Below are 19439 nucleotides of genomic sequence, written 5' to 3' on the forward strand. Positions count from 1 at the left end.
GCCCCACCGGGACACCTCAGTCGCCGGCCAGCGCGGCGGTGGCGTCGCGGCCGGCGCCGGTGGCGCGGCGCAGGAAGCCGACCAGCAGGTCCAGTTCGGCCTCCGTGTATTCCGCGCAGATCTCGTCCATCGCGTGGTTCATGCCGGAGTAGAGCCGGAACAGCTCCGCGTTACGCTCGGGCAGCGCCTTGATCAGCACGGCGCGGCGATCGGCGGTGTCGCGCTCGCGGGCCACCCACCCCGCCCTCTCCAGCCGGTCCAGGATGCCGGTCAGCGTGGCGGGATGCAGCCCCGCCTGCCGTGCCAAGGCCGTCGGACTGATCGGCCCGCACCTCCCGATGAGGTCGAGGCAGTCAAGATCCACGTCCTTCAGCTCCGCCCGCGCGCTCACCTGCCGGTCGAGCAGGGACAGCTGGCCGCGCAGCTCGCGCAGCGCCTCCTTGATCGCCACCATGGCCCGCCTGCGGCGGCGCGCGTCATCCACATGCCCAGATGTGACGGAACTCATATCATATGACTTTCAAATTAGATGCTACGGTTTCCATACTATACGGCATACGAAAGGATTTGACATGATCCTCGTCACCGGAGCCACAGGCACCATCGGCCGCCCCCTCGTCGACCTGCTCACCGGCGCGAAGGCCAAGGTCCGCGCCGTCACCCGCACCACCGGGCCCACGTCCCTGCCTGCCACGGCCGAGGTGGTGACCGGCGACCCGGCACAACCCGGCACCCTCGCCCGCCACCTCGACGGGGTCACCGCGCTGTTCCTCCACCCGCGGGCCGCGGGCGACGCGGCGGCGGAGCTCGTCGCGCTGGCCAAGGAGCACGGGGTGCGGCGCGTGGTGGCACTGTCGGCCATCAACATCGACGAGCCTCTCGACCACCAGCCGTCGCGTTTCCGCGGCGACCGCAACAAGGAGACGGAGGATGCGGCCGTCGCCGGCGGCCTGGAGTGGACGAGCCTGCGCGCGTCGAGCTTCGCGGTCAACGCCCTGACCAGTTGGGGCGGCCAGATCACGGCGGGCGACGTGGTCCGCGGCCCGTACGCAGGCTTCGCCGAGACGCCGATCCACGAGCACGACATCGCGGCGGTGGCGGCCCACGCCCTGCTGACCGACGACCTGGTGAACCGGCGCACGTACCTGACCGGGCCGCAAGCGCTCACCCACACGGACATGGTGGAGATCATCAGCGAGGCCATCGGCAGGCCGCTGACCTACACGGAGATCTCGCCGGAGGCCGCAGCCCAGGGACTGATCGCCCGCGGCCTGCCCGAGCCCTTCGTCACGGCGCTCATGGCACGGTACGCCCGGGACCTGGCCAGGCCGACCCGCCCCACGGGCGACGTGGAGAAGATCCTCGGCCGTCCGGCTCGCACCTTCGCCGCCTGGGCCGAAGAGCACGCATCGGGGTTCGGGGGCTGAAAACCACGGACAGGGCCGGGGTGCGCTGGTGCGACCGCACCCAGCAGGTCGCGCAGATCCGTCTCGGATTCGATCTCCGCGCAGCTCATGTGATCTCCCTTCGGGGTTGACCCCATCTGGTCAGGGGATCAGATCCAACATCTGATGGGGTTCCTCCAGGGCACGGCTGACCTGGTCGCCCCTGACGCCCTTCAGGCCAGGGCCTGGCCGTACTTCCGCGTCCTCGACTGGGACGCGCACACCGCAATGGGAGCAGAACGAGACCTGATCCAGCAGGGTGCCGCATGTCTGGTGGAAGAAGAGCCGGCAGGGGCCGGCCTCGGCCAGGTGCCGCCCACCCCACTGAGCCAGGGCAAGCAGCGGGACCCAGAGTTCGCGGCCCATCGGGGTCAGCACGTACTCCTCGCGCGGCGGAGATTCCTGATAGCGGCGTTTGTCCAGGATGCCGGCCGCGACCAGCGCGGTCAGCCGCTGCGACAGCACCGCCCTCGGGATGTCAAGGTGAGCCAGGAAGTCGCCGTAGCGGCGCACGCCGTACATCGCGTCACGGATCACGAGCAACGTCCAACGCTCGCCGACCACTTCCAACGCCTTGGCCAGCGAGCAGTCCTGGCCTTCGTAGTTCTTGCCGAGCGCCATGGGCTCACTTTAGTTCATTGAATGAACCGTGCTAGCGTGCGACCGCATGAGTTCAATGACCGAACCGACATTGCGGCGGGAGACACTCACTGTGGCGTCCATGGCGCCCCTGCTCGTGCTGACCAACTACACGGTGCCGATGGTCACCCTCCCCCAGACCGCACGGGCTCTGGGCGCGGGAGCCACGGGACCGGTATGGATGCTGGGCGGGATCGCCTTGGGGCTGTCGGCGCTCCTGCTGGTATCCGGCGGACTGGCCGACGACCACGGACGCAAGCGGGTGCTGGTGATGGGGACGGCCGTGCTCGCCGCGGCCAGCGTGCTCGCCGCCCTGAGTACGGCGGTGCCGATGTTCGTGGCGGCCAGGGTGGTGCAGGGCGGCGCGAGCGCGGCGATGCTGGCGGCCAGTCTGGGCCTGGTGGGCCACGCCTACCCTTCGGGGGTCGAGCGGGTCTGGGCGACAGGACGCTACGGGGCGATGATCGGGCTCGGCACCGCGGTGGGGCCGCTGGTGTCGGGGCTGCTGACCGTGGCGGCGAGCTGGCGGATTGTCTACTGGCTGATGGCGGCCTGCGCCCTGGCCCTCACTGTGATCTCGGCGCGCGCGTTGGAGGAGTCACGCTCAGCCGAGCCGCGGCGCTTCGACGTGCCCGGGGTGATCCTGCTCGGTTCGGGGGTGGCCACGCTGCTCGCCGGGGTGACCGAGGGACGGCTCGGCTGGTCGCGCCCGACCGCGCTCGGGGCGATCGCGGCGGCGGTCGCGCTGGTTGCCTGCTTCGTGCGGGTGGAGCGGCGACGTGCGGATCCACTCATCGATCTCGACCTGTTCAAGCGACCACCGTTCCTGGTGGCGACGGGTGGTGCGCTGGTCGTGGGCGCGGCGGTGGTGGGTTTGATGGGCTATCTGCCGACCGTCCTCCAGACCGCGCACGGTCTGACGCCGCTGCACACGGCGCTGCTTCTCTGCCTCTGGTCGGGGTTGTCCTTCGTTTCCGCCCTGCTGACCAAGCGGGTACGGCTGGCCACCCGGTCGCGTCTGGCACTCGGCATGGCTCTGACAGCACTGGGGTTCTCCGGGCTGCTCGGCGTGGGGTCGGCGTTCTCCGGTGGCCTCGTGCTGGCCGGGCTCGCGGTCAGCGGGGTCGGGGCCGGCCTGACCAACGCCTCGATCACACAGCTGGCGGTCGAGAGCGTGCCCTCCCACCGGGTTAGCATGGGCTCCGGCGCCAACAACACCGCGCGCTACGTCGGCTCGTCCCTGGGGACCGGCGGCGTGGCGCTGGCCATCGGCGCGTTCGGATGGGGCGCGGGGATGACGGTGGCGGTGGCCACCTGCATCGCGCTGGCCGCCGTGATGGCGGTGGTGGCGCTGCGCAAGACCGGCTGAGGCAGTGCGTCAACAGAGCGCCTGACCCGAGAGATCCGCACCACTCGCCGGCCTGGAAGCCCGCCATCCGTCTCCGCGACGAACTCGTGGGCCTGCTCGTCGAGTCCGCCGAAGTCCGACTCCTGGCCGGAGTCCTCGCCGCGGCTGAAGCGGCGTACCACCTCCGCCGGATCGAGCCCGCGGAAGAAGGCCACGCTGAAGATCACGCCCAGCGGGCCGCCGCCCTCGCTCTCTCGGACACGTTGAGCCACTGGAACGGGGCCAAGGGATCAGTTGCCGTCACGCGGGCCATGCTGGCAGGCCATACCGACAATCAGCCGAGATCGGCAGCCACCCCGAAGAGGGGAGGCAGCCGAGTCTTCGCCGGCCTCATACCGCTCACCGTGCTGCCCATCCACCTGCCGCCCAACGGCCGCCCGCTACCTCCCGCGAGGAGCACGCCCTGGCTGCGCTTGCTCGGGTTGCTACCGCCGCCGCGTATCTCCTCGTCCGTGGTGTAGCAGTACGAGGCCGCTCACTCAAGCCCCCTCCTTCTTCGGAGGGGGCTTTCGCGTTCTGGAGAGTAGACGGGGCCGAGGAGTGAAGTATCGACGAGGGCATCGGCCATGTCTGCACCAGTCGCGCGAATCGCTGGCGTCAAAAGGGCCGGTCCGCCTATCGATTTCGACGGATTGGAGGAGCGTAACGACGCGTGGACGTGATGACGCCCTTCGATTCATGACGTGGAGGCTGGAGCCGTGGATCGCGCACGTGGGAGCGGCAGGTGGAACAGGTGGGGGAGCCGGCGCAGGGCTTGCCGGTCGCCGGAGGCTGACGCGGCGCCGCTGCTGATCGCTTCATCGAGGCTCGACCTGCTGGCGGCGATGTCGCGGAAAGTCTCCCTGCTGGTCGTGATGATCACGTCAGGGTGCTGGGCCGGGCCGTGCACGGTTTCGATGGTGCCGTCGTCGATGCGGGCGTGGAAGACTTCCTCCTCCACGCGGAACTCGTACAGCGCCCGCAGGCCGGTGGCGGCCTCGGCGTCGAAGCATGCCTTCAGGCCGAGCACCGCCCAGCCGGGGTGGAAGTTCTCCTGGTCGCGGGGTTCGTCCATCGCCCAGGTCTGCCCCCACCGGGCCAGGGCCAGCACCACCGGCTCGAGGCCCTCACCCGCCGGGGTGAGGGCGTAGGCGGGGGTCCGAGCCGGCGGCGGGAGCGTGACCTTGTGGATCAGCCCTTCGCGTTCCAGATACTTCATCCGTGCTGCCAGCAGTCCGGTGCCCAGGCCGCGCAGGCTGTGTTGCAGGTCGCCGAAGCGTTTGGGCCCGGTCAGCAGTTCACGGATCAGCAGCAGCGTCCAGCGCTCACCGACGAGGTCGAGGGTGCGCGCGGTGGCGCAGTACTGGTTGTAGGTGCGCTGTTCCACTTCAATATTCTAATCCTCCAGCTTCTCGTTGTTGAAATGGAACGCCTGGGAGTCGAGGAGGAGCTTGGCCAGGGCCGCGGGATGGGTGAGCATCACGTTGTGCGGGGCGTCCATGGCGATGGTCCGGTACCCGATCGCCGCGGCGAACCGGTCGAAGGGGTAGGCCTGCGGCCGGCAGTAGATGGCCGTGCCGGGGATCTGGTCGACGGCTCCGCTCAGCCGGGTCGCGTCGGTGAAGGTGCGCAGAGGTTGTGGGCGCAGGCGTGGGGCGAGCCAGCGCGTGTCGTCGGGGTCGGTGATGCCGTATCTCGCCGGGGGTGGGGCGGGGATGTGACGGCCGTCCGCGCTCGTCCGGGCGGCGGCGCGGATCGCGTTGACGAAGGCGTCGGAGGCCAGGCTGAACATGCTGGCGCCGTCGCCGCCGGCCCAGCCGTCGATCAGGATGACCTGCTTCACCATGTCGGGTCGCAGGTCGGCGGCCTGCCGGACGATCAGGCCCGCGTAGCTATGTCCGACCAGCACCACGTCGTCAACGGCGGTCGTGGCGCCGTCCAGGCAGGTGAGGACCTCGTCGACGTGGACGTCCAGGCCGACGTCGCCTTCCAGGGTGAGGGAGGGGGTCAGGGTGCGCGCCCCTGCCTGGTGCAGGTGCGGGGTGAGGCGCTCCCAGGCGGAGGGACCGTGCCAGGCGCCGTGTACGAGAACGAAGGTGGTCATGCTGTTCCTTTCGGGCGAAGCAGGGGCAGGACGTGGCCGGCGAAGTTCTCCAGGGCCGCGTGGTGGTCGTCGGCGGCCAGGCGGATCACCACATGGCCAGCGCCGGCCTCGGCGTAGGAGGTGAGCCAGTCGGCGGCCGCGCGGGCCGTACCGGCGAACAGGGCTTGGACGGCCTCGACGGCCTCCAGGGGGCGTTGTAGTAGCGCTCGACGCTCTCGCGCAGGCGCCGGCGCGCCCGCTCGGGGTCCTCATCCAGGCACAGGGTCGCGTACAGGCCGGGAGTGACCGCCCGAGCCGCGCTCTGCTGGATGGCCGCCCGCTCGCGGGCGTAGATCTGGGCCTGGGGCGGGTAGGGCAGCCAGCCGTCGGCGAGGCCGGCCACGCGCCGCAGCGCCGCCTCCGGCCAGCCAGATCGGCGGGCCTGCTGGATGAGCGGGCGCGGGAGCCAGGGTCACACCGTGGAAGTCGAAGTGCCGGCCGGTGAAGGAGACCTCCTGGCCGCTCCACAGGAGACGCAAGGCCTCGATCGATTCCTCCAGCCGGCTGATGCGGCGCTCAAAGGCGACGCCGATCGCGGTGAACTGAGCTTCGGTGCCGGGGCTGGGAAATCCGCCGCCCATGCCGACGATCAGGCGCCCGCCGGCGAGCCTGTCCAAGGTGGCGAGTTGGTGCGCCGGCAGGATCGGATGACGGAGCGCGGGCAGCGGTACGGCAGTGCCGAGCGTGATGCGCCGGGTGGCGACGGCTACGGCCGACAACAGGAGCAAGGGGTCGGCGCGGGGCCGGGTGAGAGGACTGTCGCCGGCCCACACGGAGTCGAAACCGAGCGCTTCGGCACGCCGTGTCTGTTCGACCAAATGCTCCACGTCGTGATCGCCGCGTACGGCTTGATCGCGCGTCGATAACAGGTAGCCGACCTTCAGTGAGGCCATGTGATCCCTCTCGTCGATGACAGCTTCCCGGATCATAACCATTGACTTCCTGTTTTTGAAGTTTATGATTCTTTTTCCAGTAGCAGACGCGCGAAGGAGATCATCATGACGAACGCCCTTTACACCGCACAGGCCCACGTCGTCGGAGGCCGGGCCGACGGTCACGGACGCACCGCCGACGGCAGGCTGGAGGTTGACCTCAGGCAGCCCAAGGAACTGGGCGGGGACGGCGAAGGGGCGAACCCCGAGCAACTGTTCGCCATCGGCTACGCCGCCTGTTTCGCCGCCTCACTTGCCCTGGTGGGCCAGCGCAAGCACCTACGCGCCGACGACGCGGCAATCGACTCGAAGGTCATGCTCATCCCCGCCGGCAACGGCGGCTTCAAGCTGGGCGTCGAACTGGAGATCAGCCTGCCGTCCATCGCCGACCCCACCCAGGCCGTCGACCTGGTCCGGGTGGCGCATCAGGTCTGCCCGTACTCCAATGCCACGCGCGGCAACATCGAAGTGGCGTTGGTCGTCAACGGCACACGGCTGTGACAGATCGCCGCGTGCCGGGCACCCTCACGAGATGAAGGTCCCCCGGCATGCGGCGTGCACCGGTGGGCTCACTCACTAGTCCCCCACCATGATGGCCACGCGCACCGTACGGGCCACCATCGCATTCACCACAGCAATCGACGCTGACCAGGGGTAACGCACTTCGCGTGCACCTGGTGACAGCTTCGACGCCATGCCGAGAAGGAAGCCCTCGATGTGCCGGCCCTCGAGATGGAGCTCATCGAACCCGCCGACGCATAAGACAGAGCTGTACCTGATCATCGTGATCGGCCTACGTGGCGGCTGGGGACTTCCCGGGCGACGGGCCGCGCGAGATCCTGGCCCTGCTCAACCGGGACGCGACCGTCCCCGAGGCGATCCTGAGCGCCGCCGCCACTTCGTCGTAGCCCAGTCCGCCGTACGCGATGAGGAGCACCACGTCGCGCTCCGTCGTCCATGACACGCGCAGTGTGATCACAAAAGCCGTATCCGCTTCCGAGAACGGGGGCTTCCCGGAAACCCGGTGATCTGCGCAGACCTGCCTACCTTGGGGCTGGGGACATGTTCGGGACGAGGAAGCCTAACGGGACGGCCCTCCAGCGCAGCTCAGGCAGGGTTCCACAAATCCGACCACGAATGAGGAGGATCACAACGTCGCGTGAGCGGTGGGTTGCCAGGCGCGACGCACAACGACACTCTGAACTGAAGTCAGAACCACGATGGCCACAACAGACGCAGCCAGGGCTGCGAGGGGGTCACCCATGGAACTTCTGCTGGGCATAGCGGTTGTCATCGCGATCATCTACCTGATCGGCTCGGACGGGGACAGCGAAGAGCATCCCGGCTGGCGAGGGATTCCGAAGCCGAGCTTCGACGACAAGAACCCGCCGTTTGGAGTCGACAGGAAGTCCTGGAAGCGGAGGCAGCGGATGAATGAGCGGATGCATCGGGAGATCAGGAAACAGCCCCCGTACGACCCCTGACCAGGTCGCTAGGGTCTAGGGCCGTGTTCCAGAACCCTGTCGCGCGCGCCGGATTGTCTGTACACGGACCTACGCTCTTCCCCATGCCGATATCCGCCATCCCCGCGTCCCTGTCCTTTGCCGATGCCGATGCCCGCCTGGGCGGCGCATTGTCCGCCGTGTTCGAGGGTGCGGGAGCGTCGCCCGGCTACGACGAGGTGCTGTTCTTCGACGGCGACCTCACCCTCGACGGGAATTTCCTGGACGCCATCAACGAACTGCGCGGCGGCGACGCCGAGGGCAACGTCGAGTTGATCGTGGTCACCGGCGATCTGACGGTCAACGGCCCGATCGCGCTCTATGAGGACCGGCCCGGCCTGTACGTCGGCGGTCACACCGAGGCCGAGACCCTGGAAGGCGGCGAAGCGGAGATCTACATCCACGACGGCGCCTTCACCCACCTGGTCTACGGCTGGTACAACCACGGCTCTTTGCGGACCGGGATCGTCGATACCCCTTGGGTGATCGACTACGACCACGCCATGGACGTGTACGCCCCCGGCGGGCGCTGGGTGAACAATTACGACGATGACGACGACGCCGACTTCGCCGTCGGGGACAGCATCGTCGAGGCGTTCGTGCCCGAGGTCGTCGACGCGGAGGACCGCTGCCTGGACGTCGACGAGTTCCTGGACCGGCTGCGGGCCGGGCTGCCGGTCCTGCGGCCAGGAGCCCGGACGGCGGCCGAGTCGGCGAGTGATCACGTGTCCCGGTCTCTGGCCGACCGGGCAGAGCACCTCGACCTGACCGGGCGCAAACTCCAGGCGTTCCCCGCCGAGGTGCTCCAGATGCCGTGGCTGCGCACCCTGATCCTGGACGGCAACCTGATCGACGAGCTGCCCGAGACGCTCGGGACGCTCACCCGGCTGGAGCACCTGTCGGTGCGCGAGTGCGGGCTGACCGCCCTGCCCGAGTCGATCGGCGACCTGGCCGCGCTACGAGTGCTGCGGGTCGCCGGCAACAAGGTCGGGTTCACCCTGCCGGCCGGTGTTGGCCGGCTCACCGCCCTGGAGGAACTCGACATCTCCCGACTGTCCGTCCCCTCCGGCGCGGTGACCTGGCCGAGGGCGAACCCGCCCGAGGTGACGCGGTTCGTCCTGCCGGACACCTTCGGCGGCCTGGTCGCGCTGCGGCAGCTGATCGCCGACGGAACCAACGTCGTGTTCCCCGACTCCGCGCACGGCCTGACCAGCATCGAGGAGGTGTCCATGTCCGGCGGCAGCTACCTGTACCTGCGGACTTTCCCCGAGGCCGTCACCACCTTCCCGAACCTGCGCCGGCTCGACCTGAGCCATAACTTCTTCGACACCGTCCCCGACAGCCTGCTTCGGCTGACCCGGCTCGAAGACCTCGACCTCGGCGGCAGCCTCAGCCTGGTGCGCGACCCGCTGCCGGATCTCGGCCGCCTGCCCGCCCTGCGGGTCCTCGGCCTCAGCGGGTGGCGCACCAGGCACGCTCTCGTCCGCGAGCCGGCGCACATCTTCCTGCGGGAGCTGTTCGGCATGGCGCTGACCGGGCTGGAAGAACTCCGGATCGACCGGTGGCACGGGGACGGCGAGGGCCGCGAGCTCAAGCCCGAACACCTCGCCGGGATCGGGACGTTCCGCCGACTGCGGACCATCGACCTGTCCTTCAACAAGCTCAAAGACCTGCCGGCCGAGTTCGACGCGCTCCCCGACTTGGCGGCGGTCGACCTCGGATACAACCTGCTCCCCGAGGAGGTCCGCGACCGGATCACCGCCGCGCACCCGACCGCCGAGATCGACTTCGGGTCCTAGGGCGTTTTAAACCCTGTCGTGGTGATCGCGCTATACCGGGATGATCTCGGTGTGGCGCGAGGGGACTTGAGTGATGCGCAGTGGGCGGTGCTGGAGCCGTTGTTGCCGGTGGCAGTGTCGGGACGGCCTGCGTTGTGCCAGCGCAGGCTGATCGACGGGGTCCGGTATCGAGTCCGCACCGGTCTGCCGTGGCGTGACCTGCCGGAGGAGTACGGGCCTCGGCAGACGGTCTACGGGCTGTTCCGGCGCTGGCAGCGCGAGGGCTGATGCCCGCCGGGACGGCGCGGCGCAGAAGGAGCCGCCTGGCGGGGTGCAGGCCGAGCCCGCCGATCACGGTCTGGGGCGGTCCCGTGGCGGGCTGACCAGCAAGATTCACCTTGCGTGTGAGCACGGTCAGCGGCTGCTCGCGCTGGTCGTCACCACGGGGCAGCGCGGGGACTCCCGGCAGTTCGTGCCGGTCCTGGAGGCAGATCCGGGTGCCCCGACTCGGTGCCGGCAGGCCGCGGTGCCGTCCGGATCGGGTGCGCGCGGACAAGGCGTACTGCTCGAAGGCCAATCGGGCCTACCTGCGCCGACGCGGGATCCGGGCCACGATCCCGGAGCGCCGTGACCAGATCGCCGGGCGCAAGCGTCGCGGCAGCTCTGGTGGCCGGCCGCCGGTGTTCGACAAGGAGGACTACAAGCTGCGCCAACGCGGTGGAGTGCGGGATCAACCGGCTCAAGCGATACCGCGCCGTTGCCACCAGGTATGACAAGCTCGCCGTCCGATTCGCCGCGGCTGTCACTATCGCCGCGCTGGCCGAGTGGCTGTGATCCCCAGCGGGCGCCTGCCATGCTGGTGGCCGCGCACTGCTTGAACCGCAAGGGATCCCGATGCCCGGCTGTATCGCCGACGCCGAGAACGGCGACAGCACCGCGAGCCCCTCCGAGGACGGGCTGTTCATGATGTTCCAGAAGCTGAACCACACCGACAACACTTTCGTCGTGGTTCAGCCCGACGGTGAAGAACAGGACTGGTTTGCCTCGGTGTCGCTGTTGGACGAAGGCGGCTACGAGGTCGAACTGCGAGACCCGCGCTACCGCGAGAGGGAGGGCGCCGGACGGATCAACCCGTCAGGCGAGGAAGAACGCGGCCAGCGTGCGGGCGACCAGTGCGGGGTCGTTTTCCATCGGGATGTGACCGGCCTTGGGCACCCGCACCAGCGTGGTGTTCGGCACCTCATCGGCGAACCGCTGCGCGTAGCCGACCTTCTGGAAGGTGTCGTCCTCGCCCCACACCAGCAGCTTCGGCGCATCGGAGGCGACCAGAGCGGGCATGAGGTCGAAGGTGTAGCGGCTGTCGGCGGCGCCGGCCAGCGCCATCCAGGACCGACCCACTCGCCGATCACGCCACGGGTCGAGATAGTCGGCCATCTCCCCTTCGGAGACAGGCCGCGCCAAGGCGGTGGAAACGGCCACGCGCCGGGCGGCGAGCAACTCCTCCACGGTGGTGGCGGCGACCACGGCAGGATCGCGGTAGCGCGCCACGCCGGGCACCGGCCACGAGTCGTAGCTCACCGAATTGACCAACGCCAGCCGGGGAACCGCCAGCTCGCCGCCGGCCAGCAGCTGCTGGGCGATCGCACCGCCGATGTCATGCCCGGCCACCCCCGCCGGCGCGCCCATGCCCAGCGTCGCAGCGAACCGCGTCACCCAGGCGGCCAGCGCGGGCACGGTGGCCGTCTCCAGCGTCAGCTCCCCTTCCGAGCGGCCCAGTCCGGGGAGGTCGACGGCGACCGGCCGCAACCCGGCCGCGGCCAGGTCGTCGAGCACTGGCAGCCAGACCCGGCTCCAATACGTGCCGTGGAGCAGCAACACCTGCGGGCCGTGCTCGCCCGCCGTCAGATAGCTGGCCATGCGGCCGTCAACTTCGATCATCATGCGTGTGGACATGGCCATAACCATCAGGGAATGGGCCTGCACGGGTCAAATACCACTTAGGGTATGGCCTCATGACATTGACGCAGCTCCGCGTGCTGATCGCGGTGGCCGAGCACGGCGGATTCACCGCGGCGGCGGACCTGATCGGCATGTCCCAGCCCGCTGTCAGCCGCGCGATCGCCAGCCTCGAACGCGAGCTCGGCGCCCCGCTGTTCGTCCGCCACGCGGACGGCATCGCGCTCACCGAAGCCGGACGGCGGGCCCATCTCCGCGCCCGCGAGGCGCTGCGCCACTTCGACCTGATCCGCGCGGAGGTGGCGGCCGCCGCCGGCGAGGTCACCGGGCCGCTACGCCTGGCCAGCCTGCCGAGCGCCACCGGCACCCTCATCGCCCACCTGCTGCGGGCCTTCACCGATCGCTACCCCCAGGTCCAGGTGCGTCTGTTCGAGGGGGCGGACCACGACGTCCGCGGCTGGCTGCAGGGGGGCGCGGCCGAGGTCGGCGTGGTCACGCTCCCGGCCCCCGGCCTGCACACGATCCCGCTCAGCACCCACGAGATGGTCGCCGTGGTTCCGGCCGGCCATCACCTGGCCGGGCAGGAGACCATCCACATCGCCGACCTGACCGGACAGCCGTTCATCCTCACCACGGCAGGCTGTCGCCCACTCATCACCGATGCGGCACGCCAGGCCGATGCCCAGCTCGACATCGCCTACGAGGCCGGCGGCCAGTCGGCCATCCTCGAAATGGTGGCCGCAGGCCTGGGCGTCAGCATCGTGCCCACGCTCGGCCTGCCCGCCGAGCTCGCAGCAGTCGTGACCAGGCCGCTCGAACCCCGCCTCACCCGGACGCTGGCCCTGGCCGTCCTGTCACCGAGCGACTGCGGGCCTGCCGTACGGGCCTTCCTCGACCTGGCCGGTCACCGCTGATGGGGCGTTCCCGCGACCACCATGATCAGCCCCCGGTGACAGCCGTGCCTCTCCGTCGCCCGTGCCACGTCACCGATGCGGGCATTGGCTCGAGCGGCGTCCAGCAGAGCCCGGTTCCACGTGCTGGAGTCCGTCTTGCCGACGCCGCGCGGTAGCGTGCCGAACCGCTCGACGGCCTTGCCGGGGTCGCCGGCGACCATCGCGTTCTCGGTGCGGACGAGGGACGCGGTGAGCGGCCCGAACGAGCGGCCTGCGCTTCGCTTGTGCTCGTGCCCCATGCGGATGCCCGCCATGATGGCGAGGTTGGCGTACTCCTCTGGGTCACGCGCGGCGTTGGCGCGGACGGCCGCGTGCTCACGTCCGGCCAAGCCGCGCGGAATCGCGAAAGGGGGCGGCGGCCCACCTACAACTCACCCTGATGAATCGTGCAAAATGCACATTTATTTGGATGAGACGGAAGGACGGCCTGTGACCCCTCAGCTGAGGCTCGCCAGGACGCTCATCCTGATCTGCCTGGCCGTCCAGTTGGCCGTCAAGGTCAGCCAGCTGGTGCAGGCGTCGCTCCTGAAGGAGCAGGTCGCCCTGGTCCCTGGCCTGCTCATCGTCGTCGCCCTGGAAGCGCTGTTCGTCCCGATCGCGTTCCGCCGGGCGTCGCCCGCCACGGCCCGCTGGAACCTGGTGGCTCAGGCGCTGCTGGCCTCCTCCTTCTACCTGGTCCAGTCACCGTGGACGCCGGTGATGGCCATGCTCGTCGCCTCGCTCCTGCTCACGCTCAAGGCGAGAACGGCCTGGCCGCTGGTGGTCCTGATCCTCGCGGGCGAGTTCTCGGTCAGGGCCGCTTTCTATCCCGAGCTGGGCTCGCTCAGCTACTGGTCGGCGCTGGCGACACTCGGGCCCGGCGTCGGGCTGTACGCCGTCTGCTGGCTCCATGACCTGATCAGGCAGACGGACGCGGCCCGTGCCGAGATCGGCCAGTTGGAGGCGGCCCGCGAACGGCTGCGCGTGGCCCGCGACCTGCGCGACGCGCTGGGCGACAAGCTGTCGGCGCTCGTCCACCGCTTCGACCGCGCCGACCTCGTCGAGGTCGTGGGCGCCGCCCGCCAGGCACTGACCGACGTGCGATCCATCGCCGACGACCACCGGGACCGGACGCTGGCCGCCGAGCTGGAGGCGACGCGCTCCGTGCTCACGGCGGCCGGGGTGGACGCGGAGGTCACCACGCACCGGCCGCGGCTGCCCCTGCCGGTCGACGGCCTGCTGGCCAGGGTGCTGCGCAGGACCATGCTCGCCTGGCTGAGCACCGATCCGCCGGAGCGGGTCCTGGTCGAGCTCGAGGCGGACACACGGTTCGTCGTGCTGCGCGCCGGCCGTACGGGAGGGCGGGCCGCCGAGCTCGCCGAACCCAGCGAACCCAACGAACCCAACGAACCCAAGGAACTCGGTGAGCTCGGTGAGGAAGCGGCCGAGCTGGGCGGCTGCCTCACCTCCGGCGCCGGATGGACGGAGGTTCGCCTGCCCGTGACGCCGGTCAAGGCCGCGGCGTCCGGCCCGCTGGCGGGCGCGCCGTGGCTGGCCTGGTTCACTCTGGTGATCCTCGAGGTGGACACCCTGGGCAGCACCGTGGTCAACATGATCAGGCTCGGGTCGTCCTCGGCTTTCCAGGTCGTGACGGTGGCCGTGTTCCTGCCCGTGGTGAGCGGCCTGCAGCTCTACAACGGCCTGCCCCGCCGTGGCGCCCGGCCGCGCGCCTGGCGCTGGACGCTGGGCGCGCAGATCGTGCTCATGGTCACGGCCATGGCGATCATCGGGCAGCGCGCCGGTTCCTATGTCGGCCTGACCGCGGGCACCACCTTGTTCCTGATCCGCTCCGCCTGGGCCTGGGCGCTGGGCTTCGGTCCGCTCCTGGGTGGTGTGGCCCTCTGGATAGCGCAGACCGGCGTTCCCCTGTGGGGCGCCGAATACGCCATGGTCATGATCGGCTTCACCGCCATGGCCTACGGGCTGAGCACGCTGCCCCTCGCCGCCTTCCAGTTGGAGGAGGCCCGCCGCGACCTGGCCAGGATGGCCATGCTCCAGGAACGCCTGCGGGTCGCCCGCGACCTGCACGACCTGCTCGGCTTCCGGCTCTCCGCGATCGTGCTCAAGGGCGAGCTGCTCATCGCGGGCCCGGACTCGGCCGACCCCTCCGAGCTGCGCGAACTCGCCGAGCAGGCGCTGGTGGACGTCCGCTCCATCACCGGCGGCCCCGCGCCGCTCTCCCTGCGGGAGGAGGCGGCGACGGCCCGCTCGATGCTCGCGGCCTCGGGGGTCGAGGTCACGGTGGATCTGCCACCGGTACGGCTGCCGCCCGAGACCGACTCCCTCCTGGCCGTCGTCCTCCGCGAGGCGGTGACCAACGTGGTACGGCATGCGCAGGCCACCTGGTGCGCGATCACCGTGCGCGACGCCGTACGCCTGACCGTCTCCAACGACGGCGCGACCGCTTCCGCCCCGCGGGAGGGCACGGGCCTGGCCAACCTGACCCGGCGCCTGGAGGAGGCGGGCGGGCGCCTGTCGGTGGAGCGGGACGGAGGCCGGTTCACGCTGACCGCCGAGGTGCCCTGCTCAGAGCCAGCCGGCCTCGGTGGCGATGCGGATGGCGTCCACCCGGTTACGCGCGTTGAGCTTGGTCACCGCTGAGGCGAGGTAGTTGCGCACCGTGCCGTACGACAGGTTGAGCAGCCGGGCCACGTCGCGCGGCTCGGAGCCGGACGCGGTCAGCCTGAGCACGTCCAGCTCGCGGTCGGTCAGCGGGCCGGCCGGGACGTCCAGTGCCGCGTACGCGAGCTGCGGGTCGATGACCCGCCCGCCCGCCGCGACGGTGCGCACGGCGGCGACGAGGTCCTGCGGCCTGGAGTCCTTCAGCATGAACCCGGCCACGCCGGCGTTGACCGCCCTGCGCAGGTTGCCCGGCCGCCCCACCCCGGTCAGCACCAGTGACCGGCAGCCGGGCAGCCGCTCGTGCAGCTGGGCCGCCGCGGCGATCCCGTCCAGCCCGGGGAGTTCGATGTCGAGGACGGCCACGTGCGGACGGTGCTCCAGCGCCGCGCCGACGATGCCGTCGCCGGAACCGAGCTCGGCCACGACCTCGATGTCGGCCTCCATCGCGAGCAGCCCGACCAGCGCCTCGCGCAGGATGCGCATGTCCTCGGCCACCAGCACCCTGATCAGTTCCATGCCCACTCCGTCACCCGCTGCTTGACCTGCGAGTGCGTCATCGTATTGGCCCGGCGGCCGGATGTCGGTGCCCGGGTCCGTGTCAGGACCTCACGGCGATCACGTTCCTGCCCCTGGCGTGGCCGGTTTCGGTTTTCCGGGGTCCAGGAAGCGGGCGCCCGGTCCGGGGGCGCGGTAGACGGCTTCCGGTGCCAGACGGGTGTGCCCCGCAGCGCATTCGAGAACGACCCTCACCGGCTCCTCGCAGGCGGTGTCATCGTCGGCGGGTCGGTGCCGGACGATGACCGACGGCCCCTGCGGGTCGGCGAGATACTTGTCGCCCCACTCCAGGAGGGCAACCAGCGTGGGCCGCAGGTCCTGGCCCTGCTCGGTGAGGTGATATTCGAAGCGCTGCCGGTCGCCGGGTTCCTGGTAGGGGACGCGTCGCATCACTCCTGCCGCCACGAGGGTGTCGAGCCGGGTGGCCAGAAGGTTGCTCGCCACACCGAGGCGGGCCCGGAACTCCCCGAACCGGCGTGCGCCGTCCAGTGCCTCGCGCACGATCAGCAGCGACCAGCGTTCACCCACCATCGCGAGGGCACGGGCCACCGAACAGTTCACGGGGTCGATCCGCTGTGTCTCCACGGGTGGATCGTAGCGATCTGAGTTGACAATTTCCACTCAGCCTTCCTAGGCTCCGGGCGCTGAGTTGAAGAAATAAACCGAGGAGGCGGGCCATGCCCATGCTCGACGTGTACATCCCCGACGGTGCGCTCCAGCCCGATGCCGAGGCAGCACTCCTGAACCACATCACCGAGATCCTGATCCGCCACGAGGGATTCGACCCCGCCGACCCGGTGACCCGGTCCGTCTCCTGGGTCTTCCTGCACCGGCCGGTCGCCGTCTACGTCGGCGGATCGCCCGCGGACGCGCCGCACTACAAGGTCGTCCCGTCTGTCCCTGAGGGGCAGCTCGACGAGAAGACGCGGGCGGGCGTCATCGCGGACGTCACCGAGGCGATCCTGGACGCCGAGAACGGTGCCTGGCCGCGCGATGCCGGCCGGATCTGGGTGTTCCCCACCGAGATCCCTGAGGGCCACTGGGGCGGGTACGGGCAGGTCAGGCCGCTCGCGACGATCCTCGGCCGGCTCACCGACCACGACACCGAGCGGGCCCGCGGGCTCGCCGCCCAGCGCATCGCCGCCAGCCGAGCCGAACACACCCGCCTGCCGGCCTAAGCCGACCTCAGTCCAGGCCGACTCGCCGGTCGCCCATTGCAGCAGCGCTTGTGAGGTCGTGCTCCGTCGCCGGCAGCAGCCGAGAGCACGGTCGACGCCGGCGAGGACCACGTGCGTCGGGAAGGGAGCCGGATGGCCTGCGGCGGCCGGTTCGCGCCCGGATCACGGGACCGGGCAGCAGTGCCGATGCCCGCCCCCACGAGGGCTGTCGTCATCCGAGGCAGGAGCGGACGGCCTTGGCCAGGTTCGCTGCCCGCGGGTCGTCGGGCCGATAGTTCCAGAGGTTCGTCACGTAGGCGAAGCCGACACCGGCGTCGGGGTCGGCGAAGCCGATCGATCCGCCGGAGCCCGGGTGACCGAACGCCCCCGGCCCGGTCAGCGGCATCGGCGGGCAGGCCCGCCAGAACCCGAGCGACATGTAGAAGGAGCGGTCGGCCGGGAGGTTCAGCCCCGGCGGCAGTCCGTGCATCGGCGTCCTGTCGGTCTGGACGACGGTCATCCTCTCGACCGTCGACGGTTCGAGCAGCCGCACCCCATCGACGTCGCTGACCGTGGCGGCATACATCCGCGCCACCGATCGGGCATCCGCGAGCATGTTCGCGGCTGGGAACTCGGCCGCGCGCCAGGCACGCGTGGCGTAGACCTCGGGGTTGGTCAAGGCGCCGCCGAGCTCGCCGGCGCGGGCCTGGACCGAACCCGGGGCCCACACGGCGTTCACCCAGGCGGTGACCGTCTCCGCATCGAGCCCGGTCGTCGCGATCAGCCCGGCCAGCAGCTCCTCCACGCTGAACGGCGCGGCATCGTGGAGCCGGGCCACCCGCTTCTCTTCCTTCTCGGGCAGCCCGATCCAGGCGCTCAGCCCGAGAGGGGCGACCACCTCCTCGGCGAAGAACGTGCCGAGCGACTTGCCGGTGATCCGGCGTACGACCTCCCCGACCAGGAACCCGTACGTGACGCTGTGATACACGTGCTCGGTGCCCGGCTGCCACAGCGGCTTCTGCGCCTCGAGCGCGCGGATGACCGGGTGCCAGGCGCACGCCTGCTCGAACGTCAGCGGCCCGTCGACGATCGGCAGGCCGGCCTGGTGCGACAGTAACCAGCGAACCGGGATCTGCTCCTTGCCGGCGGCGCCGAACTCTGGCCAGTACCGGGCCACCGGGGCGTCCAGATCCAGCTCACCGCGCTGGACGAGCATGTGGGCACAGATGGCGGTGGCACCTTTCGTGGTGGAGGCCACCTGGACGATGGTGTTCCTGCGCCACGGCCGATTCGCCTCGCGATCGGCGAGGCCGCCCCACAGGTTGACCACGGGGCGGCCGCCCACGTAGACGCTGCACGCCGCACCGACCTCGCCAGGGTTTCCGAAGTTCGCGCGGAACACGTCGGCGACCTTTCCCCAGCCGTGCTCGACACCGCGCTCGCCATCGCCACCACCACCGCTCACGGAGGCGTAGGCGCGGCCGGGGAGGGCGGCATGTGCGCCGGCGAGCGCGCCGGCGCCCAGCACGCCCCGCAACACGGTCCGACGCGCGACGTGTCCCTGTTCGGGTGTCCCGCCTGTTGTGTCTGCCATGCTGGGATTCCTTTCTGGAGAGCTGAAACTCAGAGAGCTGAGGCTTCTGGAGAAGACGTGCGCTCTGATCGACCGGGACGGTCCGCGTTACTGAATCGGCACGGCAAGAGCGAGGTGCGAGGAGCACGAGCGGTTCCTGTCGAAAGGCGACCCGGCCGTCAGCCCCAGGCCATCGTCTGGCTCCGGCTCGCACCGGGTGGTGCCGCTCAGGGGGAGGCCGCCGATGAAGCATGTTCCGCCTGTTCGAGCGCGGCACGACATGGGAGAGGGGCTGGTCAGCCGCGAGCGATGGAGGCGGTGAAGCGTCCGGCCCGTACGAACCCTCGCCTGTCGTCAGTTCGTGGTCACGCGTCCCAGGTGACAGGCAGGCTCTTGACCCCGTAGACGTCCGCCGTCTCCGGGCGCAGGGCGACCTCGTCGGCCGGTACGGCCAGGCGCAGCGCGGGGAAGCGGTTGACCAGCGCGGGGAAGGCGACCCGCATCTCGACGCGGGCCAGCTGCTGGCCCAGGCACTGGTGGATGCCGTGGCCGAAGGCCAGGTGCCCGCCGTCCTGCCGGCGCAGGTCGAGCACGTGGGGGTCGGAGAAGCGCTCGGGGTCGCGGTTGGCGGTGTTGTACGACAGGATGACCATCGAGCCGGCCTTGATGGTCTGCCCGCCCAGCTCGACGTCCTCCAGCGCGACCCGCATGAGCCCCTTGACGACGGTCAGATACCGCAGCAGCTCCTCCACGGCCTG

The 19439-nt window shown here is 70.1% G+C and carries 21 protein-coding genes and 2 pseudogenes; 9 read left to right on the forward strand and 14 right to left on the reverse strand.

Annotated elements, in window-relative coordinates:
- Positions 1 to 16: 16 nt before the first annotated feature.
- Positions 17 to 484, reverse strand: a complete 468-nt coding sequence (locus tag ACWDLG_RS34605; protein WP_449928259.1) for a MarR family transcriptional regulator — start codon at positions 482 to 484, stop codon at positions 17 to 19.
- Positions 485 to 572: 88 nt separating this feature from the next.
- Between ACWDLG_RS34605 and ACWDLG_RS34610 the strand changes: the two genes are divergently transcribed.
- On the forward strand, positions 573 to 1427 hold the full coding sequence (locus ACWDLG_RS34610; protein WP_449928261.1) for an NAD(P)H-binding protein: 855 nt from the start codon (positions 573 to 575) through the stop codon (positions 1425 to 1427).
- 120 nt (positions 1428 to 1547) lie between these two features.
- Here the strand turns inward: ACWDLG_RS34610 and ACWDLG_RS34615 are convergent, their stop codons facing one another.
- Positions 1548 to 2066, reverse strand: coding sequence for a winged helix-turn-helix transcriptional regulator (locus ACWDLG_RS34615; RefSeq protein ID WP_354912842.1), 519 nt, complete (start codon positions 2064 to 2066; stop codon positions 1548 to 1550).
- Between the two features lie 100 nt (positions 2067 to 2166).
- Here ACWDLG_RS34615 and ACWDLG_RS34620 point away from each other — a divergent pair, with 100 nt between their 5' ends.
- A complete protein-coding gene (locus ACWDLG_RS34620; protein WP_449928263.1) occupies positions 2167 to 3453 on the forward strand; it encodes an MFS transporter in 1287 nt (428 codons plus the stop codon).
- A gap of 715 nt (positions 3454 to 4168) precedes the next feature.
- Here the strand turns inward: ACWDLG_RS34620 and ACWDLG_RS34625 are convergent.
- The 4 genes and pseudogenes from ACWDLG_RS34625 to ACWDLG_RS34640 form a co-directional block, all read right to left on the reverse strand.
- Positions 4169 to 4858 (reverse strand): winged helix-turn-helix transcriptional regulator, encoded by a 690-nt coding sequence (locus tag ACWDLG_RS34625; protein ID WP_449928265.1) that lies wholly within the window; start codon positions 4856 to 4858, stop codon positions 4169 to 4171.
- Positions 4859 to 4867: 9 nt separating this feature from the next.
- Positions 4868 to 5575, reverse strand: a complete 708-nt coding sequence (locus tag ACWDLG_RS34630; RefSeq protein WP_449928267.1) for an esterase/lipase family protein — start codon at positions 5573 to 5575, stop codon at positions 4868 to 4870.
- Positions 5576 to 5660: 85 nt separating this feature from the next.
- The gene (locus tag ACWDLG_RS34635; RefSeq protein ID WP_449928304.1) at positions 5661 to 5957 is read right to left on the reverse strand and encodes a hypothetical protein; all 297 of its coding nucleotides are present in this window, start codon (positions 5955 to 5957) and stop codon (positions 5661 to 5663) included.
- 61 nt (positions 5958 to 6018) lie between these two features.
- A pseudogene (locus ACWDLG_RS34640) lies at positions 6019 to 6549 on the reverse strand (LLM class flavin-dependent oxidoreductase); the annotation flags it as partial.
- Positions 6550 to 6612: 63 nt separating this feature from the next.
- On the opposite strand from ACWDLG_RS34640, the gene ACWDLG_RS34645 reads away from it, so the two are divergent.
- Positions 6613 to 7047 carry an organic hydroperoxide resistance protein gene (locus ACWDLG_RS34645; protein WP_449928269.1) on the forward strand — a complete coding sequence of 145 codons (435 nt, stop codon included), beginning with the start codon at positions 6613 to 6615 and terminating at the stop codon, positions 7045 to 7047.
- Positions 7048 to 7122: 75 nt separating this feature from the next.
- On the opposite strand, the gene ACWDLG_RS34650 is transcribed toward ACWDLG_RS34645, so the two are convergent.
- Both ACWDLG_RS34650 and ACWDLG_RS34655 read right to left on the reverse strand, forming a co-directional pair.
- Positions 7123 to 7329 (reverse strand): hypothetical protein, encoded by a 207-nt coding sequence (locus ACWDLG_RS34650; protein ID WP_449928271.1) that lies wholly within the window; start codon positions 7327 to 7329, stop codon positions 7123 to 7125.
- A 10-nt stretch (positions 7330 to 7339) separates the two neighbouring features.
- Positions 7340 to 7510 (reverse strand): RNA polymerase sigma factor, encoded by a 171-nt coding sequence (locus tag ACWDLG_RS34655; RefSeq protein WP_449928273.1) that lies wholly within the window; start codon positions 7508 to 7510, stop codon positions 7340 to 7342.
- 298 nt (positions 7511 to 7808) lie between these two features.
- Here ACWDLG_RS34655 and ACWDLG_RS34660 point away from each other — a divergent pair, with 298 nt between their 5' ends.
- The 3 genes and pseudogenes from ACWDLG_RS34660 (at position 7809) to ACWDLG_RS34670 (ending at position 10660) form a co-directional block, all read left to right on the forward strand.
- Positions 7809 to 8030 carry a hypothetical protein gene (locus tag ACWDLG_RS34660; RefSeq protein WP_449928275.1) on the forward strand — a complete coding sequence of 74 codons (222 nt, stop codon included), beginning with the start codon at positions 7809 to 7811 and terminating at the stop codon, positions 8028 to 8030.
- An 83-nt stretch (positions 8031 to 8113) separates the two neighbouring features.
- Positions 8114 to 9847 (forward strand): leucine-rich repeat domain-containing protein, encoded by a 1734-nt coding sequence (locus ACWDLG_RS34665; protein ID WP_449928277.1) that lies wholly within the window; start codon positions 8114 to 8116, stop codon positions 9845 to 9847.
- A 51-nt stretch (positions 9848 to 9898) separates the two neighbouring features.
- Positions 9899 to 10660: pseudogene (locus ACWDLG_RS34670) on the forward strand (IS5 family transposase).
- A gap of 300 nt (positions 10661 to 10960) precedes the next feature.
- On the opposite strand, the gene ACWDLG_RS34675 reads toward ACWDLG_RS34670, so the two are convergent.
- Positions 10961 to 11779 (reverse strand): alpha/beta fold hydrolase, encoded by an 819-nt coding sequence (locus ACWDLG_RS34675; protein ID WP_449928279.1) that lies wholly within the window; start codon positions 11777 to 11779, stop codon positions 10961 to 10963.
- Positions 11780 to 11838: 59 nt separating this feature from the next.
- Between ACWDLG_RS34675 and ACWDLG_RS34680 the strand changes: the two genes are divergently transcribed.
- The gene (locus ACWDLG_RS34680; protein WP_449928281.1) at positions 11839 to 12696 is read left to right on the forward strand and encodes a LysR family transcriptional regulator; all 858 of its coding nucleotides are present in this window, start codon (positions 11839 to 11841) and stop codon (positions 12694 to 12696) included.
- Here the strand turns inward: ACWDLG_RS34680 and ACWDLG_RS34685 are convergent.
- On the reverse strand, positions 12687 to 13064 hold the full coding sequence (locus ACWDLG_RS34685) for a hypothetical protein (protein WP_449928283.1): 378 nt from the start codon (positions 13062 to 13064) through the stop codon (positions 12687 to 12689). The genes ACWDLG_RS34680 and ACWDLG_RS34685 overlap by 10 nt on opposite strands.
- Positions 13065 to 13164: 100 nt before the next feature.
- On the opposite strand from ACWDLG_RS34685, the gene ACWDLG_RS34690 reads away from it, so the two are divergent.
- Positions 13165 to 15375 (forward strand): histidine kinase, encoded by a 2211-nt coding sequence (locus ACWDLG_RS34690; protein ID WP_449928285.1) that lies wholly within the window; start codon positions 13165 to 13167, stop codon positions 15373 to 15375.
- Here ACWDLG_RS34690 and ACWDLG_RS34695 read toward each other — a convergent pair.
- Both ACWDLG_RS34695 and ACWDLG_RS34700 read right to left on the reverse strand, forming a co-directional pair.
- Entirely contained in the window at positions 15301 to 15906 is a 606-nt protein-coding gene (locus ACWDLG_RS34695; protein ID WP_449928300.1) for a response regulator transcription factor, read from the reverse strand. The two genes, ACWDLG_RS34690 and ACWDLG_RS34695, sit on opposite strands and share 75 nt — an antisense overlap.
- A gap of 105 nt (positions 15907 to 16011) precedes the next feature.
- Positions 16012 to 16536: a winged helix-turn-helix transcriptional regulator gene (locus ACWDLG_RS34700; protein WP_449928287.1), complete on the reverse strand. Its 525-nt coding sequence runs from the start codon at positions 16534 to 16536 to the stop codon at positions 16012 to 16014.
- Positions 16537 to 16628: 92 nt separating this feature from the next.
- On the opposite strand from ACWDLG_RS34700, the gene ACWDLG_RS34705 reads away from it, so the two are divergent.
- On the forward strand, positions 16629 to 17129 hold the full coding sequence (locus tag ACWDLG_RS34705) for a hypothetical protein (protein WP_449928289.1): 501 nt from the start codon (positions 16629 to 16631) through the stop codon (positions 17127 to 17129).
- Positions 17130 to 17340: 211 nt separating this feature from the next.
- Here ACWDLG_RS34705 and ACWDLG_RS34710 read toward each other — a convergent pair whose 3' ends face one another.
- Both ACWDLG_RS34710 and ACWDLG_RS34715 read right to left on the reverse strand, forming a co-directional pair.
- Positions 17341 to 18702, reverse strand: a complete 1362-nt coding sequence (locus ACWDLG_RS34710; RefSeq protein WP_449928290.1) for a serine hydrolase domain-containing protein — start codon at positions 18700 to 18702, stop codon at positions 17341 to 17343.
- A 344-nt stretch (positions 18703 to 19046) separates the two neighbouring features.
- A partial coding sequence (locus tag ACWDLG_RS34715; RefSeq protein WP_449928292.1) for a cytochrome P450 occupies positions 19047 to 19439 on the reverse strand: 393 nt, incomplete at its 5' end.

The organism is Nonomuraea sp. NPDC003727, assembly GCF_053586935.1.

Bases quoted from the DNA above. Each gene is read 5' to 3' on its own strand.
- ACWDLG_RS34705 (WP_449928289.1), top strand. From the start codon at position 16,629: ATGCCCATGCTCGACGTGTACATCCCCGACGGTGCGCTCCAGCCCGAT.
- ACWDLG_RS34660 (WP_449928275.1), top strand. From the start codon at position 7,809: ATGGAACTTCTGCTGGGCATAGCGGTTGTCATCGCGATCATCTACCTG.
- ACWDLG_RS34620 (WP_449928263.1), top strand. From the start codon at position 2,167: ATGGCGCCCCTGCTCGTGCTGACCAACTACACGGTGCCGATGGTCACC.
- ACWDLG_RS34610 (WP_449928261.1), top strand. From the start codon at position 573: ATGATCCTCGTCACCGGAGCCACAGGCACCATCGGCCGCCCCCTCGTC.
- ACWDLG_RS34665 (WP_449928277.1), top strand. From the start codon at position 8,114: ATGCCGATATCCGCCATCCCCGCGTCCCTGTCCTTTGCCGATGCCGAT.
- ACWDLG_RS34680 (WP_449928281.1), top strand. From the start codon at position 11,839: ATGACATTGACGCAGCTCCGCGTGCTGATCGCGGTGGCCGAGCACGGC.
- ACWDLG_RS34710 (WP_449928290.1), bottom strand. From the start codon at position 18,702: ATGGCAGACACAACAGGCGGGACACCCGAACAGGGACACGTCGCGCGT.
- ACWDLG_RS34645 (WP_449928269.1), top strand. From the start codon at position 6,613: ATGACGAACGCCCTTTACACCGCACAGGCCCACGTCGTCGGAGGCCGG.
- ACWDLG_RS34650 (WP_449928271.1), bottom strand. From the start codon at position 7,329: ATGATCAGGTACAGCTCTGTCTTATGCGTCGGCGGGTTCGATGAGCTC.
- ACWDLG_RS34615 (WP_354912842.1), bottom strand. From the start codon at position 2,066: ATGGCGCTCGGCAAGAACTACGAAGGCCAGGACTGCTCGCTGGCCAAG.
- ACWDLG_RS34630 (WP_449928267.1), bottom strand. From the start codon at position 5,575: ATGACCACCTTCGTTCTCGTACACGGCGCCTGGCACGGTCCCTCCGCC.
- ACWDLG_RS34675 (WP_449928279.1), bottom strand. From the start codon at position 11,779: ATGTCCACACGCATGATGATCGAAGTTGACGGCCGCATGGCCAGCTAT.